The 13,506-nt window shown below is 70.5% G+C and carries 16 protein-coding genes; 2 read left to right on the forward strand and 14 right to left on the reverse strand.

The genetic code is table 11. From position 1 onward, the window contains the following. Nucleotides 1–75: 75 nt before the first annotated feature. The 3 genes from P1K89_RS14300 to fliF are packed head-to-tail and all read right to left on the reverse strand — an operon-like array spanning nucleotide 76 to nucleotide 3,506. Complete coding sequence (locus tag P1K89_RS14300) at nucleotides 76–822, reverse strand: FliH/SctL family protein (protein ID WP_284617110.1); 747 nt, start codon at nucleotides 820–822, stop codon at nucleotides 76–78. Continuing rightward, the gene (gene fliG, locus P1K89_RS14305) at nucleotides 809–1,804 is read right to left on the reverse strand and encodes a flagellar motor switch protein FliG (RefSeq protein ID WP_284617512.1); all 996 of its coding nucleotides are present in this window, start codon (nucleotides 1,802–1,804) and stop codon (nucleotides 809–811) included. The genes P1K89_RS14300 and fliG overlap by 14 nt, the downstream gene beginning before the upstream one ends. A gap of 31 nt (nucleotides 1,805–1,835) precedes the next feature. Further along, nucleotides 1,836–3,506 (reverse strand): flagellar basal-body MS-ring/collar protein FliF, encoded by a 1,671-nt coding sequence (gene fliF / locus P1K89_RS14310; RefSeq protein ID WP_284617111.1) that lies wholly within the window; start codon nucleotides 3,504–3,506, stop codon nucleotides 1,836–1,838. Nucleotides 3,507–3,667: 161 nt separating this feature from the next. Here fliF and fliE point away from each other — a divergent pair, with 161 nt between their 5' ends. After that, on the forward strand, nucleotides 3,668–4,021 hold the full coding sequence (gene fliE / locus P1K89_RS14315; protein ID WP_284617112.1) for a flagellar hook-basal body complex protein FliE: 354 nt from the start codon (nucleotides 3,668–3,670) through the stop codon (nucleotides 4,019–4,021). A gap of 64 nt (nucleotides 4,022–4,085) precedes the next feature. On the opposite strand, the gene P1K89_RS14320 is transcribed toward fliE, so the two are convergent. Genes P1K89_RS14320 through P1K89_RS14330 form a run of 3 tightly spaced genes read right to left on the reverse strand, consistent with a single transcriptional unit; the run spans nucleotide 4,086 to nucleotide 6,654 of the window. Beyond that, nucleotides 4,086–5,489, reverse strand: a complete 1,404-nt coding sequence (locus P1K89_RS14320; protein ID WP_284617113.1) for a TRAP transporter large permease — start codon at nucleotides 5,487–5,489, stop codon at nucleotides 4,086–4,088. After that, complete coding sequence (locus tag P1K89_RS14325) at nucleotides 5,486–6,070, reverse strand: TRAP transporter small permease subunit (RefSeq protein ID WP_284617114.1); 585 nt, start codon at nucleotides 6,068–6,070, stop codon at nucleotides 5,486–5,488. Before P1K89_RS14325 ends, P1K89_RS14320 begins: the two co-directional genes overlap by 4 nt. Beyond that, complete coding sequence (locus tag P1K89_RS14330; protein ID WP_284617115.1) at nucleotides 6,067–6,654, reverse strand: DUF4865 family protein; 588 nt, start codon at nucleotides 6,652–6,654, stop codon at nucleotides 6,067–6,069. The genes P1K89_RS14325 and P1K89_RS14330 overlap by 4 nt, the downstream gene beginning before the upstream one ends. A gap of 130 nt (nucleotides 6,655–6,784) precedes the next feature. On the opposite strand from P1K89_RS14330, the gene P1K89_RS14335 reads away from it, so the two are divergent. Beyond that, entirely contained in the window at nucleotides 6,785–7,639 is an 855-nt protein-coding gene (locus P1K89_RS14335; RefSeq protein WP_284617116.1) for a LysR substrate-binding domain-containing protein, read from the forward strand. Between the two features lie 16 nt (nucleotides 7,640–7,655). Here the strand turns inward: P1K89_RS14335 and P1K89_RS14340 are convergent, their stop codons facing one another. The 8 genes from P1K89_RS14340 to P1K89_RS14375 form a co-directional block, all read right to left on the reverse strand. Continuing rightward, on the reverse strand, nucleotides 7,656–8,117 hold the full coding sequence (locus P1K89_RS14340) for a signal peptide prediction (RefSeq protein WP_284617117.1): 462 nt from the start codon (nucleotides 8,115–8,117) through the stop codon (nucleotides 7,656–7,658). A 22-nt stretch (nucleotides 8,118–8,139) separates the two neighbouring features. Beyond that, on the reverse strand, nucleotides 8,140–8,649 hold the full coding sequence (locus P1K89_RS14345; RefSeq protein WP_284617118.1) for a GspH/FimT family pseudopilin: 510 nt from the start codon (nucleotides 8,647–8,649) through the stop codon (nucleotides 8,140–8,142). Beyond that, nucleotides 8,646–9,065 (reverse strand): type IV pilin protein, encoded by a 420-nt coding sequence (locus P1K89_RS14350; protein ID WP_284617119.1) that lies wholly within the window; start codon nucleotides 9,063–9,065, stop codon nucleotides 8,646–8,648. Before P1K89_RS14350 ends, P1K89_RS14345 begins: the two co-directional genes overlap by 4 nt. 12 nt (nucleotides 9,066–9,077) lie before the next feature. Beyond that, the gene (locus P1K89_RS14355) at nucleotides 9,078–9,842 is read right to left on the reverse strand and encodes a flagellar brake protein (protein ID WP_284617120.1); all 765 of its coding nucleotides are present in this window, start codon (nucleotides 9,840–9,842) and stop codon (nucleotides 9,078–9,080) included. Between the two features lie 22 nt (nucleotides 9,843–9,864). Further along, the gene (locus tag P1K89_RS14360) at nucleotides 9,865–10,164 is read right to left on the reverse strand and encodes a flagellar protein FliT (RefSeq protein ID WP_284617121.1); all 300 of its coding nucleotides are present in this window, start codon (nucleotides 10,162–10,164) and stop codon (nucleotides 9,865–9,867) included. Nucleotides 10,165–10,194: 30 nt separating this feature from the next. Further along, nucleotides 10,195–10,632 carry a flagellar export chaperone FliS gene (gene fliS, locus P1K89_RS14365; protein WP_284617122.1) on the reverse strand — a complete coding sequence of 146 codons (438 nt, stop codon included), beginning with the start codon at nucleotides 10,630–10,632 and terminating at the stop codon, nucleotides 10,195–10,197. 250 nt (nucleotides 10,633–10,882) lie between these two features. Beyond that, a complete protein-coding gene (gene fliD / locus P1K89_RS14370; protein ID WP_284617123.1) occupies nucleotides 10,883–12,343 on the reverse strand; it encodes a flagellar filament capping protein FliD in 1,461 nt (486 codons plus the stop codon). Between the two features lie 125 nt (nucleotides 12,344–12,468). Then, a complete protein-coding gene (locus P1K89_RS14375; RefSeq protein ID WP_284617124.1) occupies nucleotides 12,469–13,335 on the reverse strand; it encodes a flagellin N-terminal helical domain-containing protein in 867 nt (288 codons plus the stop codon). Between the last annotated feature and the right edge of the window lie 171 nt (nucleotides 13,336–13,506).

A 13,506-nucleotide genomic window follows, 5' to 3' on the forward strand; every position in this document is an offset into this window, starting at 1 on the left:
GCCGGCAGTGTGGACGGGGCGCGGCGCCCCGACCGTCTGCCACCGCACGAAGCGCCACGCGGGCGCGCGGCGCGATCAGTCGGCGTCGGGCGCCCAGTCCACGCCGGTGCCCAGCGCCTGCACGGCCTGGCTCCAGCGCGCGCCGATGCGTGCGTCGACGGTGCCGGCGTCGCTTTCGATCAGCACGCCGCCGCGCTCGACGTTCGGCTGGCCGACCAGCCGCGCACCGCGGGCGGCGAGCACCTCGCCGGCGCCGGCGGCGATCATCGCCTGGTCGTCGGGGTGCACGTAGACGGTGATCTGGCGGGCGCTCATCAGCACCGCGTTGACCGCGTCGATGGCGACCTGCACCACCAGCTCGGGGCGCGTCTCGAGTTCGCTGCGCACGACCTGGCGCGCCAGCTGCGTCGCGATGCGCGAGACGCTGGTGGCGATGTGCTGCTCGAGCGCGCCGAGCTCATGGTCGAAGTTGGTCAGCACCAGGCCGAACTGGCCGGCCAGCTGCTGCGCGAAGCTCTGCTTGAAGCTCTCCAGCGCGACCAGGCCGTCGCGATAGCCGTCGCGGTAGCCTTCCTGGCGCGCGGCATGCAGCTGCGCCTGGATGATCTGCGCGGCGGCCTCGGCGCTCGGCTCCGGCTCGGGCGGCACCGCGGCACGCACCGTCGCCTGCGCGGCCGCGCTGTCGCCGAAGGTGTCGGGCATCCAGTTCTCGAAGCCCTGCAGCTCCTCGCGCGGGATGAAGCGCGTGTAGGACTGGCCGGCGCGCGAGTTGGGCGGCGGCGGCACCTGCCGCGGGCCGGTGTTCGATTTAGAGGAACTCATCCGCGCCTCCGCTGGCGAGCACGATCTGACCTTCGTCGACCAGGCGGCGGACGGTCTTCAGCATTTCCTTCTGCTCCGCCTCGACCTCGCTGACCCGCACCGGGCCGCGCGACTCGAGGTCTTCGCGCAGCGTCTCGGCGGCGCGCGTGGACATGTTGCGGAACACCTTCTCGCGCATCTCCGGCGTCGCGCCCTTCAGCGCGATGACCAGCGATTCGCTCTGCACTTCCTTCAGCAGGGCCTGCACGCCCTTGTCGTCCAGCTTCGCGAGGTCGTCGAAGGTGAACATGTTGTCCATGATCCGCTGGGCCAGGTCGTTGTCGGCCTCGCGGATGAAGTCGAGCACCGTGGTCTCGATCGAGGTGCCCAGCAGGTTGATGATCTCGGCCGCGGTCTTCACGCCGCCGAGCGATGCCTTGCGCAGCTTCTCGCCGCCGGCCAGCACCTTGCTCATCACCTCGTTGAGGTCCTTCAGCGCCGAGGGCTGGATGCCGTCGAGCGTGGCGATGCGCACCAGCACCTCGTTGCGCTGGCGTTCGCCGAAGGCCTTGATCACCGACGAGCTCTGGTCGTAGTCCAGGTGCACGAGGATGGCCGCGACGATCTGCGGATGTTCGTTGCGCAGCAGCTCGGCCACCGAGCCGGCGTCCATCCACTTCAGGCTCTCGATGCCGGTGACGTCGCTGCCCTGCAGGATGCGGTCGATCAGCAGGTTGGCCTTGTCGTCGCCGAGCGCCTTCTTCAGCACCGCCTTGACGTACTCGTCGGTATCGGCCACCAGCGTGTGCTGCTCCGCGGCCATGACGTTGAACTTGTCGAGCACGCCCTCGAGCTTCTCCTTGGGCACGATCTTCAGCTTGGCGATGGTCTCGCCCAGGCGCTGCACTTCCTTCGGCGCCAGGTGCTTGAAGACCTCGGCGGCTTCTTCCTCGCCGAGGGACATCAGCAGGATCGCCGCGTTCTCCAGGCCCTTGTCGTCCATGCTCGAATTCATGTGGGGTTCCGGACGGCGATCAGCTTACTTCGCCGCTGACCCAGCCGCGCACGATGTTCGCCACGGCCGCCGGGTTTTCCTTGGCCAGGGAGCGGGCGCTCGCCAGTTGCAGCGTGGCCTTCGCCGGCGCCACCGGCACGAGCTCTTCCGGCTCCGGCAGCTGCGGCTTGTCGTCGACGACGACCTCCACCTTCGGCGCCGGCGGCGGCTCGATCTGGCGCATGGCCGGGCGCACGACCGCGAAGACCAGCAGCAGCGCGACGACGGTCAGGCCGGCGGGCACGGCGCTGGCGCGCACCAGGTCGATCAGCCATGGCTGCTGCCACAGCGGCAGGTCCTCGGCCTTGGGCACCGGCACGGCGCGGAACGGGATGTTGACCACCTTCACCGAATCGCCGCGCTGCTTGTTGAAGCCGACGCTTTCCTGCACCAGCGCGGTCAGCTTCTCGAGCTCTTCCGGCGTCAGCGCGGTGGTCGTCGTCTTGCCCTTGGCGTCGGTGGTCGTGCGGTGATTGACCAGCACGGCGGCATTGATGCGCTTGACCGTGCCGACCGCCTTGCGCTGCATGCTGACGGTCTTGTCGACCTCGTAGTTCGTCGTCGCTTCCTTGCGGCCGGCGGCGCCGGTCGAGCCCATTTGCGCGGCCTGCAGCGGCGCCGAGGCGCCGACGATCGGTGCGGCGGCGGCCTGCGGCGGCTGGTTGCTGGCGGCGCCGGGGATGCCCGAGGGCACCGGCGTGCCGGGCGTGTTCGCCTCGTTGGTGCGCTGGCTGCGGATGGTCGCTTCGCCGGCCTGGTTGGGCTTGAACTCTTCCGAGGTCGATTCGATCTGGTTGAAGTCGAGCTCGGCGGTGACGGTGGCGCGCAGGTTGTCGCGGCCGAGCGCGGGCTCGAGGATCTCGATCACGCGCTTCAGGTAGGTCGCCTCGACCTGCTGCAGGTACTGCAGCTGCTGCGTGTCCAGGCCCTGCTGGGCGGCGGCGTCGGGCGGCGCCGACAGCAGCGCGGAGTTCTGGTCGACGATCGACACCGCCTTCGGCGACAGCTCCGGCACCGACGAGGACACCAGGTGCACGATGCCGGCGACCTGCGAGCGGTCGAGCGTGCGGCCGGGGTGCAGCGTCAGCAGCACCGAGGCGCTGGGCTTCTGCTGCTCGCGGAAGAAGCCGTTCTGCACCGGCAGCGCCAGGTGCACGCGGGCCGACTGCACCGCGGTGATCGAGCCGATCGAGCGCACCAGCTCGCCTTCGAGCGCGCGCTGCAGGTTGGTGCGCTCCTGCAGCTGCGACTGGCCGAAGCGGGCGTTGTCCATCAGCTCGAAGCCGGTGGTCGTGCCCTTGGGCAGGCCGGCCTGCGCGAGCTTCAGGCGCAGCTCGGGCACCATCTCGATCGGCACCAGCAGCGTCGTGCCGTCACCGGCCGACTTGTAGGGCACCTTCAGCGCCACCAGCTGCGTCATCACCGCGGCGGCGTCCTTGTCCGACAGGCTGGGATACAGCGGCGCCAGGTTGCCGGAATCCTTCCACATGAACAGCGCGATCAGCACCGCGACGATGCCGGCCAGGCCGGCGCCCAGCAGCATCTTCGCGCGGGCCGGCATGCGGGCCAGGCGGGCGAGGGCGCCGTTGGAATCCTCGGCGGCAACCGCGGCGGCATTCTGCGGGGTGATCGGCGTGATGGCGGCGTCCATGGAGGGTGGGTGCGGTCGGTCTGACGGTTGCCGCAGATTGTTCGACAGCGCGCTGCCGGACCAAGGCGCAAACAGCCCGCATTTCGGGCTTCAGTTCCCGCCATCGCGGCCGAGGGGTGTCCGTACAGTCCATCTCCGTGGAAAACCCGCGACGGTGACCTATGGATCTCAAGCTGAAGCCCTTTGATTTCGCCCAGGCCGTGGCGCGCGCCGGACTGCGTCCGGACGGCACCCCGCTCGCCGGCGGTGTCGGCGGCGTGGCAGCGCCCGGGAAGACCGAGGCCGCCGGCGGCGTCAGCTTCCAGAACGCGATGAGCCAGGCGCTGAAGCAGGTCAGCGAGATGCAGAACGAGGCCAGCACGCTGCAGAAGGAATTCCAGCTCGGCAACTCGTCGGTCAGCCTGGAAGAGACCATGGTCGCGGCCGAGAAGGCTCGGCTGGGGTTCACGGCCGCCGTGTCGGTGCGCAACCGGCTGGTGCAGGCCTATTCGGACATCATGAACATGCAGGTGTGAGGCCTCCGGCCGGGGTGGCGCCGCCCGAGCGCTGCTCGCGGCGTGGGCCGGCCCGGCGCGCGCTTCAGGGGCGGGGCGGCCCGCCCGGGGCGGATGCCGGCGCCGCCAGGAAGTCGGACAGGATCTGCTCGACCTGGTCGTCCGGCAGCGGCGGCGGCCGCCGCGCGCCGAGGTCGACGGCCAGCTCCGGGAAGCCGATGACCAGCGCGGCGGCCAGCAACTGCATCGCGATGAACGGCAGCGCGCCCCGGTAGAGGTGGCGGCTCTCGAGCGACGCCGGCGCGACCGAGCGCAGCGTGTACAGCGCGACGCCGAAGGGCGGGTGCATGAACGAGGTCTGCAGCGCGATGCACACCAGCACGCCGAACCACGCGGCATCGATGCCCAGGGCCACCGCGGCCGGCACCAGCAGCGGCAGCGCGAGGAAGGCGATCTCGAAGAAGTCGAGGAAGAAGGCCAGCACGAACACCAGCAGCGTCGCCGCGACGAGGAATCCGGTCGGCCCGCCGGGCAGGTGCGAGAAGACCTCGCCGACCCACACCTTGCCGTCCATCGCATTGAACGGCAGCGTGAAGAACAGCGCGCCGATCATCACGAACAGCGCACTGCAGCTGATCAGCGTGGTGCCGTCGACGATCGACCGAAGCGCCGCCAGGTCCAGCCGGCGGCGGCTGGCGGCCAGCGCCAGCGACGCGGTGGCGCCGAAACCGCCGCTCTCGGTGGGCGTCGCGACGCCGGCCAGCACCGATCCGATCGTGGCCGCGACGATCAGCGCCGGCGGCGCCAGCGAGCGCAGCGCCGCGAGTACCGACCGCCACGACGGCGCGCCGGCGCCGGACGGTGCGGCGCCGGGCCGCAGCCGCGTCAGCACCGCGATGTAGGCCAGGTACAGCCCGGCGAGGAACAGGCCGGGGACCAGCGCCTTCTCGTACATGCGGAAGATCGGCACGCCGGTGGCATCGGCGATGACGATGAGCACCAGGCTCGGCGGGATCAGCTGCGCGAGCGTGCCCGCCGCGGCGATGCTGCCCGCCGCCAGCCCCGGCGCATAGCCCGCGCGCAGCATCGCCGGCAACGCGATCAGCCCCATTGGGATGATGCTGGCCTGCACCACGCCGGTGGTCGCCGCGAGCACCGTGCCGACGATGATGACCGCCATCGCCAGCCCGCCGCGGGCGCCCTGCAGCAACGTCGACACGGCCTGCAGCATCTGCTCGGCGATGCCGCTGCGTTCGAGCACCAGCCCCATCAGCGTGAAGAACGGGATGGCGAGCAGCACCTCGCTGAAGAGCAGGCCGTACACCCGCAGCATGTGCGCCTGCGCCATCGCCAGCGGGAAGAGGTCGAGCGCTGCACCGAGCAGCGTGAAGGCGAAGCCGTGCACGATGAGCGTCAGGCCGACGGGAAAGCCGAGCATCAGCGCGCCGGCCATGCTGAGGAACATCAGCGCCGCGAGGCCGTGGTTCATGGCGCTGACCCCGGATCGCAGCGGCCAAGCGGCGCATCGCCTGCCGTTGCGGGCGGCGCGGCCGCCGGCCAGCCGCGCAGCGCGCCCACCAGCCGCAGCGCCTCGGCCAGGCACTGCAGCGCCAGCAGCGTGAAGCCGGCGAAGAGCGCCAGCTTGACCGGCCAGCGCTCCAGTCCCACCAGCACGTCCTCCGGCCCCTCGCGCTGGCGCAGCGAGACGGTCCAGAAGGTCCAGTACGCCCAGGCCAGGTAGCCGCAGATCGGCGCCAGCAACGACAGGCCCACGAGGTCGATGATCCAGCGCGTGCGCTGCGGGAACCGCCGCCACAGCACGTCGACGCGGACGTGCCCCTGGCGCAGCAGCGTGTAGCCGGCGGCGACCAGGTAGACGCAGGCGAACAGGTACCACTGCAGTTCGCTGAAGCCGTTGTGGCCCCAGCGGAACAGCTTGCGCACGAGCGCGTAGGACACGCAGACGACCGGTATGGCGAGCGTCAGCCAGCGCGCCGTTTCGCCGGCGCGCAGCGTCACGGCGTCGATGCGGGCGACGAGGCGGGGGAGCGCCTGGCGCAGCGGCATCATGGCCGGGCCGGCTCCGGTGCCGGTGCCGGTGCCGGTGCAGGTGCCGGTGCCGACACCGCGCCGACCTCGAACACCACGCCGCCTTCGGCCGCGTCGGCCGCCGCGGCGGGCGCGTGGTCCCAGAACCGGAACAGCCGCAGCTGCATCCGGCCGATGTCGAGCATCGAGGCCTGCCCGAGCAGGCCTGCGCGCGCGGCCGGCGGGTGCCCGCTGTGCGCGAGCAGCGCGGCATGGCTGCGCAGCTCGATCACGTGCCGCGTGCAGCTGCGGGCCCCGTGCAGCGCCGGCGCCGCCGCGCCGAGCAGCGGGCCGGTGCTCGGCTGCACCCAGCCGAACGTCTGCGTGACGCCTGCGTACAGCGGACCGAGCAGGAAGTCGCGCGCGGCGGTCGCATGCTCGAAGAGATACAGCGGCGCGTAGCGGTTGCCGTGCGCCGGCAGCCGCGACGCATCGGCCAGCAGCCAGGCCTTCCACAGCAGGCCGTCGTGGCGGTCGAACAGATGGCGCTTGGCCTCGATGCGCCGGCGGATCGCCTGCATGTCGAACGACGGCGGCAGGTCGAACTCGTATTGCAGCAGCAGCATGTCGCGTCTCTCCTGGCGCCCAGGTTAGGGCGCCGGGCTGCAGGCGACCAGCGAGAAGTGCTGAAGCGGCCGTTTGGAAAAACTCAATCCTAGAATCGCCGCCCGGGGGCCGTTGCCCCGGGGAGCGCGCGTGGAAGGTCTTGTTCATCGCAGCCTGCGGGCGTTCCTCGTGCTGGCCGAGGAAGGCTCGCTGGCGGCCGCCGGCAACAGCCTGGGGCGCACGCCGTCGGCGCTGAGCCTGCAGATCTCGGCGCTGGAGCAGCGCATCGGCCGCCGCCTGTTCACCCGCGGCGCGCGCGGCATGGCGCTGTCACCCGCCGGCGAGGTGCTGCTGCGCTACGCGCGCGAGATGGTGGCGGTGGAGGCCGCTGCGCACGCGGCGGTGCGCGGGCTGTCGGTGGCCGGCGACGTCACCTTCGGCATGCCGCAGGACTTCGCGTCGTCGCGCCTGGCCGCGACGCTGCAACGCTTTCGCCGCACGCATGCCGGCGTCCGGGTGCACGCGGTCATCGAACGCAACAACGTCATCGCGCGCCAGGTCAGCGAGCGCGCGCTCGACCTCGCGCTGCTGATCGGGCGCCGGCGCCATGCGCTGGCGGTGACGGCCTGCGCGCGGCCGACCCGCTGGTACGCGGCCCCGGGGCTGCAGTGGAAAGGCGCCGCGCCGCTGCCGCTGGTGATGCTGGAGGAACCCTGCATCTACCGCGACGACGCGCTGAAGGCGCTGCAGCGCGCCGGCGTGCGCCACGAGATCGCGTTCACGACCGGCAGCGTGCCGGCGATGTGGGCGGCCGTGCAGGCCGGCACGGGCGTCACGGCGCGCATGGACCTGGGCGCCGCGCGCGACGTCGCCGATGCGGGCGCCCGCCTGGGCCTGCCGGCGCTGCCGTCGACGCAGCTGTCGCTGGTCAGGTGCCGGCCGAGCACGGTCGACGCCGTGGAAGCGCTGGCCGAGCAGGTGCGCACCTCGTTGAACGAGCGCTGAGCGCGCGGGACCCGGGCTACCCGGGGGGATGGACCGGCGTCGCGCGGCGGCCCGGCCGCGGCGCGGCAGCCTCTCCCTCGGCCACGCGCCGCGCCTGGACCTCGAACGCGTTGTCCCAGTAGGGCCGCCGCCCGCGCAGCAGCTGCCACAGGCTGGACAGCGCATAGGCCGGGAAGAACAGCAGCCCCCAGCGCTCGTACTGCCGCACGTGCACCAGTTCGTGCGCGAGCGAATGCCGCAGGTCGCGCCAGGTGACGCCGACGATGACATGGCCGAGGGTGATCGCGCGGTAGGGCAGGCGCTTCGCGAGCGGTCCGCAGTCGGCGTCGCCCGTGCGCCAGATCGCCAGCAGCACGCCGTCCGAGCGGTGCAGGCGGGCGCCGAAGGTCCGCAGCAGTGCGACCAGCAGCAGGCCGACAAGCGAGCAGGGGCCGGCCCAGAGGACCTTCAGCAGCTGTCTGGAATCGCCCGCGCGCATCGCGGCGGCAGGTTAGCAGCGACTAGCAGTGCGCGACGTCCTTGATCGCGCCGTCCGGCGAGCAGACGCTCGGGCGGCCGAGCCGGCTCATGCGCACCTGCAGCAGGTCGCCGGCGGTGGACAGCAGCTGCACGGCGGCGGGCGCCTGCAGCGCGGCGCCGGTGCGGCCGTCGAGCTCGAAGGTCTGGGCCATCGTGATGGTCACGCCGGGATGGTCCTTGCTGCCGACGCGCTTGAGCACCGCCGGGTGGCCGATGTTGTCGCAGCGCGCCGCGGAGTCGACGGTGATGGCATAGCACCACTCGCTGCCCTGCGTGAAGTTCACGCGCAGCACCTGGCCGCGGCGGGCGGCTTCGTGGCGCGCCTCCGACAGGTCGGCGACGAGGTGCTGGGCGGCCGCCTGCACGCGCTGGCGCGCGAAGAAGGCGCCCATCGGCCCGGCGGCCAGCGTGCCGAGCACGGCGAGGATCGCCAGCGCGATCATCAGCTCGACGAGGGTGAGGCCGCGCGCGGGCTGGAAGGTCCGCTTCATGACTGCCAGCACCGGGCGTCCGGTCCCTGGAAGCTCAGCGCGCCGTCGATGCGCAGCGTCACTTCGCTGCAATCGGTGTCGGCGGCCTGCGCGCCGTCGGCGATCGCGGTCGCGGTGTAGGCCAGGCCGTCGGCGCTGCCTTGCAGCACCAGGCGGTAGCGGCCCTGCAGGCTGCGGCCGGCGGCGAAGCCGGGCAGCTGCTCGAGCTTGTCGGCATAGCCGCCGTGGCGCTCGCGGTAGGTTTCCTGCTCGCGCTGCAGCTCCTGCAGCGAGCTGGTCGCGTCGACGCGCTGGCCGCGCAGCTGCGCACCGCGGTAGCTGGGCAGGGCCACCGAGGCCAGCACGCCGGTGACGGCCACGGCCACCAGGGTCTCGACCAGGGTCAGGCCGCGGCTGCGGTGCGTCGCGCGAATCATCGGGCGGCCTCGTCAGCCGACCGACAGCAGCCGGCGCCGCTTCTGGGTCAGGTCGATGTAGCGCTGCAGCGCCCGCTCGGCGTGGCCGTCCAGCTCCACCAGCTCGCAGCCCAGGCGCATGCCGCGGGCATTCGGCTGGATTGAGCTGATGTGGTGCACATGCAGCGTCGCGTTGAAGCGCGTGTCCGGGTCGAGCTCGAAGCGCACGTTGTGCAGCGTCAGGCCGGCGGCCAGCGGCGGCGTGTCCTCGGGCAGCCAGAGCGCGCAGCCGCCGATGCTGACGTCGAGCACGCGCAGCGACAGCTGCATGTCGGGCAGCGACGGATGGCGCAGCAGCGCCACCGGCGAGCTGCGCTCGAGCGTGCGCACGCGGTAGGCCTGGCGGCGCTGGAAGCGGTAGAGCCGGCGCGGCAGCTCGGTCTGCAGCGCGCAGGACTTGACGCCGCGCACCAGCATCAGGTGCTGCAGGTCGAACTGCAGCTTCACCGCGTCGAGGTAGCTGACGGCGGTGACCTCGTCGCTCTCGACCAGCGATTGCAGGTGCGGGTTCGTCAGCTCGGCCTGGAAGGCCAGGCGCTGGCTGGCCGAATCGACGGTCCACAGCGCGGTGGCGAAGCTCACGCCCCCGGGCGCGTTGAGGTGGATCGGCGTGGCGCCTTCCATCAGCTGACGCATCAGCGACAGCACCTCGCGCGGCGATTCGATGCGGAACGCGGCGTACGGATCGATGCCGTCCAGGTCATCCATCGGCGCCGGTTGGGTGTCCATGAAGGCCATGGCGGCTCCTCGCGGCGTCGGATCAGTGCAGCGTCTTCGGCTTGCCGGCCATCATGTGGTCGAGGTCTTCGAGCCACGGTTCGGCCAGGTGGCGGATCTCGGCGTCGTTGACCAGGATGCGCTTCATGATGCGCGACTTCAGCTGGCTTTCTTCGTTCGACAGCGCACCGCCCTTGGCGGCGTTCTTCAGCTGGCTGATGAGCAGCACGCAAGCCCCTTCGAGCTTGATGACGTGGTCCCAGTTGCCGGCGCGGGCGGCGTCGAGCATGTCGGCGCTGGCCTTTTCGATGGCTTCGTAGTAGCTCAGGAGGCTGCTGTTCATGGTGTGGACTGGAGACGTGGAGGCCATTGATCAGTTGCGGGCGCGGGCATCGGCCGACTCGCCGATCGCGTTCCAGGCGTCGCGCAGCGGGCTCATCAGGCCCAGGCACTCGTCGAGCGCCTTCTCGTCGTTGCGCAGGTTGGCCTGCGTCAGGCGCAGGCAGACATAGGCGTACAGGTCCGACAGGTCGGCCGCGAGCTTGCCGCCGGCACTCAGGTTCAGGCTCGCCTTCAGGCCCTCGTCGACGATGCGCACGGCCTGCGTCAGCGCGGCGCCCTTGGAGGCGGCATCGCCCGCGCGCATCGCGCCGCGGCCGCGCGCCACGGCGGCGAAGAAGCCGTCGAACAGCAGGGTGACCAGCTGGTGCGGCGAGGCGCCGTGCACCATCGTCTGCACGCCCACCTGCTGGTAGGCGCCGGCGAACTGGCGTGCGCGGCTCGAAGGGGAGGCGATCGTGGCGCTGAACATGGTGGGAGGTCTTGTCGTCAGGGCGATGGCGTTGACCTGTTATCGGTGCCGGCGGGAGGCACTTGAGCCGGGGAAAACGGGCGTTTCCCGCGCTTGCAGCTGTGATCGGAAAGGGCCGGGATTCGATCCCGCAAAACGCGAACGCCGCCCGAAGGCGGCGTCTGGAGAATCGGCAAAAGTGCGCCCGGGCGCTGCGCTCCAGGCCTGGGCATCAGGCCTGCGGGTCAGGCCCGCGCATCAGTCCTGCCGATCACGCCTGTGTATTGATGTTCAGCGACTTCAGCTGCTGGCCGAGGTAGCTCGACAGGCCGTTGAGCTGCGACATCGTCGCGTCGAGCGCGGTGTACTGCCGGCGCAGCCGCGCCTCGGTCTGCGCCAGACGCACCTCGTAGGCGTCCTGGTTCTTGCCGTTGCGGCTGAGCATTTCCTTCAGACTCGCGTTGCGGTTCTCGAAGGTGCCTTCCGAGCCCAGTGCGGCATCGGCCAGCTCCTTGAAGCGGCGGATGAAGCCGGAGCTCGCGGTGTCGGCGCCGTCGGTGGCCAGCAGCTTCTTCAGCTCCGGCAGGTTCGCCAGGCCGTTGCCGAGCTTGGTCGAATCGATCGCCAGCGTGCCGTCGCCCTTCATCGAGATGCCGACTTCCGACAGCCGCGTCCAGGTGCCCGAGGCGCTGCTCTCGACGTTGATGACGCCGCGCAGCTGGTTCAGCAGCGACACCGCCGCCCGGTCGCCCTGCAGCGCGCCGCCGGTCTTGCTGTCGGCGTTGTAGGCCATCTGCGTGCGCATGAAGTTGGCCAGGTCGTTGAACGCGGTGACGAACTCGGTGACCTTGGTCTTCACGGTCTCGGTGTCGACCGCCACCGAGACGTCGACCGGGCTGGCCGTCGTCTTCATCAGGTTCAGCGTCAGCCCGTCGACGACGTCGACCAGCGTATTGCTGGCCGAGCTGATGGCGATGCCGTTGACCGTCAGCGTCGCGTTGGACGCCTGCTGCGCCGCGGTCATCTGCGTCAGGCCGCCGGCGGGGTCGTAGTCGAGCGCCGACAGGCCGGCGGTGGCGTCGGCATCGCCGACCGTCTCCACCGTGGTGATGCGGAAGCCGTTCTCGAGGCCGGTGTCCTTGGAGCGGATCGACAGCCGCGCGCCGCTGGCATCGTTGACGATGCTGGCGATGACGCCGGCGCCGGCGCCGTTGATCTTGTCGCGCACCGCCTCGATGCTGGTCTCGCCGGCGCCGATGTCGATGGTCACCGGCACCGAGCTGGCCTTGGCGGTGAAGGTGTCGATCGGGTCACCGGTCCACGCGCCGAGTTCGATCGTGATGCTGCCTTCATTGAAGGTGCTCGACGCGGCGGCCGACGCGGTGAGCGTCTGCGCCTTCGCCAGCGTCGACACGTTGACCTGGTAGCTGCCCGCCGCGGCGGCCGCGCCCGAGGTGACCTTCACCGCGGTGGCGTCGCCCGAGGTGGCGGTGGTGCCGTTCCACAGGCTGGTCGAGGTGAGCGCGTTGCTCTTGTCGCGCAGCACCGAGAAGAAGCTCTGCAGCTTGCCGAAGGTGGAGATCTGGCTGTCGAGGTCCTTGGCCTGGGACTTCAGCATGTCCAGCGGACGCGCCTCGACGGCCATCAGCGAGGCGACGATGGAGTTGACGTCCAGCCCGCTGCCCAACCCTGCCGAGCTGAGGCTGCCGACGCCGCTGATGGATGTGGCCATGGATGATCTTCCTTCGCGTACGGTTTATCGGACGCGGGGGCGCGGTACTTGAGGGGTACCGCGAAGAAAAAAGGGCCAGCCCCTGCGGACCGGCCCGAACACGTCTCACCCCTTGCGGGGCCTCATCACCCTTGAAGCAACTTCAGGACTTGCTGCGGCAGCTGGTTGGCCTGCGCGATCATCGCGTTGCCGGCCTGCTGCAGGATCTGCGCGCGCGACAGCGCGGCGGTTTCCGCGGCGAAGTCGGCGTCCATGATGCGGGCCCGTGCGGCGGACTGGTTCTCGACCGAGATCTGCAGGTTCGAGATCACCGCGTCGAAGCGCGACTGGGTGGCGCCGAAGATCGCGCGCTGGCTGTTGATCGTGTCCAGCGCGGTGTCGATGTTGTCGATCACCGTGTTGATCGCCGCGGCGTTCGCCGTGTTGTCGATCACCGCGCGGCCGGTGCCGGCGTTGTCGGTGCCGGCGACGGCGGTGATCGTCGCGTCGACCGTCATGTCGACGGTGGTCACGGTGATCGAGTCGTTGGTCGAGGTATTGGCGCCGATCTGGAAGGTCTGCGGGCCGGCGTCGGCGGCCATGATGTTCTTGCTGTTGAAGGTCGTGCCGTTGAGCACGCGCTGCACTTCCTGCGCGAGCTGGCCGAACTCCTGGTCCAGCGAATCCTTGTCGTCGTCGCTGTTCGACGCGTTGGCCGACTGCACCGCCAGTTCGCGCATGCGCTGCAGCGCGTCGGCCGTCTTGCCCAGCGCGCCTTCGGCGGTCTGCGCCAGCGAGATGCCGTCGTTGGCATTGCGGATCGCGACGTTCATGCCGCGCACCTGGGCGTTCATGCGCTCGGCGATCGCCATGCCGGCGGCATCGTCCTTCGCGCTGTTGACGCGCAGGCCCGAGGACAGGCGCTGCATCGCGCTCGACAGCGACGACTGCGAGGCGTTCATGTTGCGCTGCGCGTTGAGCGAAGCGATGTTCGTATTGATGGTCTGGGGCATGGTCAGCACTCCTGAAGAATCAAAGACTCCCGGCGTACGTGCCGTGCCCTTTCTTGTCAGGCAGGTGGCAGTGCTTCCGGACTACAGATCAGCCGAATGTCGGCGTAGGGAAATGCTAAGGACCCTGACCGTGAAGCAATCGGCTGAAATGCGGCCTTCCAACCCGCCAGT

The sequence above is a fragment of the Aquabacterium humicola genome, assembly GCF_030167915.1.
Classification (GTDB): Bacteria; Pseudomonadota; Gammaproteobacteria; order Burkholderiales; family Burkholderiaceae_C; genus Pseudaquabacterium; species Pseudaquabacterium humicola.

What these genes read in the sequence shown, in the direction of transcription:
- P1K89_RS14300 (WP_284617110.1), bottom strand. Translation starts at nt 822, where the DNA reads ATGAGTTCCTCTAAATCGAACACCGGCCCGCGGCAGGTGCCGCCGCCG.
- fliG (WP_284617512.1), bottom strand. Translation starts at nt 1,804, where the DNA reads ATGGACGACAAGGGCCTGGAGAACGCGGCGATCCTGCTGATGTCCCTC.
- fliF (WP_284617111.1), bottom strand. Translation starts at nt 3,506, where the DNA reads ATGGACGCCGCCATCACGCCGATCACCCCGCAGAATGCCGCCGCGGTT.
- fliE (WP_284617112.1), top strand. Translation starts at nt 3,668, where the DNA reads ATGGATCTCAAGCTGAAGCCCTTTGATTTCGCCCAGGCCGTGGCGCGC.
- P1K89_RS14320 (WP_284617113.1), bottom strand. Translation starts at nt 5,489, where the DNA reads ATGAACCACGGCCTCGCGGCGCTGATGTTCCTCAGCATGGCCGGCGCG.
- P1K89_RS14325 (WP_284617114.1), bottom strand. Translation starts at nt 6,070, where the DNA reads ATGATGCCGCTGCGCCAGGCGCTCCCCCGCCTCGTCGCCCGCATCGAC.
- P1K89_RS14330 (WP_284617115.1), bottom strand. Translation starts at nt 6,654, where the DNA reads ATGCTGCTGCTGCAATACGAGTTCGACCTGCCGCCGTCGTTCGACATG.
- P1K89_RS14340 (WP_284617117.1), bottom strand. Translation starts at nt 8,117, where the DNA reads ATGCGCGCGGGCGATTCCAGACAGCTGCTGAAGGTCCTCTGGGCCGGC.
- P1K89_RS14345 (WP_284617118.1), bottom strand. Translation starts at nt 8,649, where the DNA reads ATGAAGCGGACCTTCCAGCCCGCGCGCGGCCTCACCCTCGTCGAGCTG.
- P1K89_RS14350 (WP_284617119.1), bottom strand. Translation starts at nt 9,065, where the DNA reads ATGATTCGCGCGACGCACCGCAGCCGCGGCCTGACCCTGGTCGAGACC.
- P1K89_RS14355 (WP_284617120.1), bottom strand. Translation starts at nt 9,842, where the DNA reads ATGGCCTTCATGGACACCCAACCGGCGCCGATGGATGACCTGGACGGC.
- P1K89_RS14360 (WP_284617121.1), bottom strand. Translation starts at nt 10,164, where the DNA reads ATGAACAGCAGCCTCCTGAGCTACTACGAAGCCATCGAAAAGGCCAGC.
- fliS (WP_284617122.1), bottom strand. Translation starts at nt 10,632, where the DNA reads ATGTTCAGCGCCACGATCGCCTCCCCTTCGAGCCGCGCACGCCAGTTC.
- fliD (WP_284617123.1), bottom strand. Translation starts at nt 12,343, where the DNA reads ATGGCCACATCCATCAGCGGCGTCGGCAGCCTCAGCTCGGCAGGGTTG.
- P1K89_RS14375 (WP_284617124.1), bottom strand. Translation starts at nt 13,335, where the DNA reads ATGCCCCAGACCATCAATACGAACATCGCTTCGCTCAACGCGCAGCGC.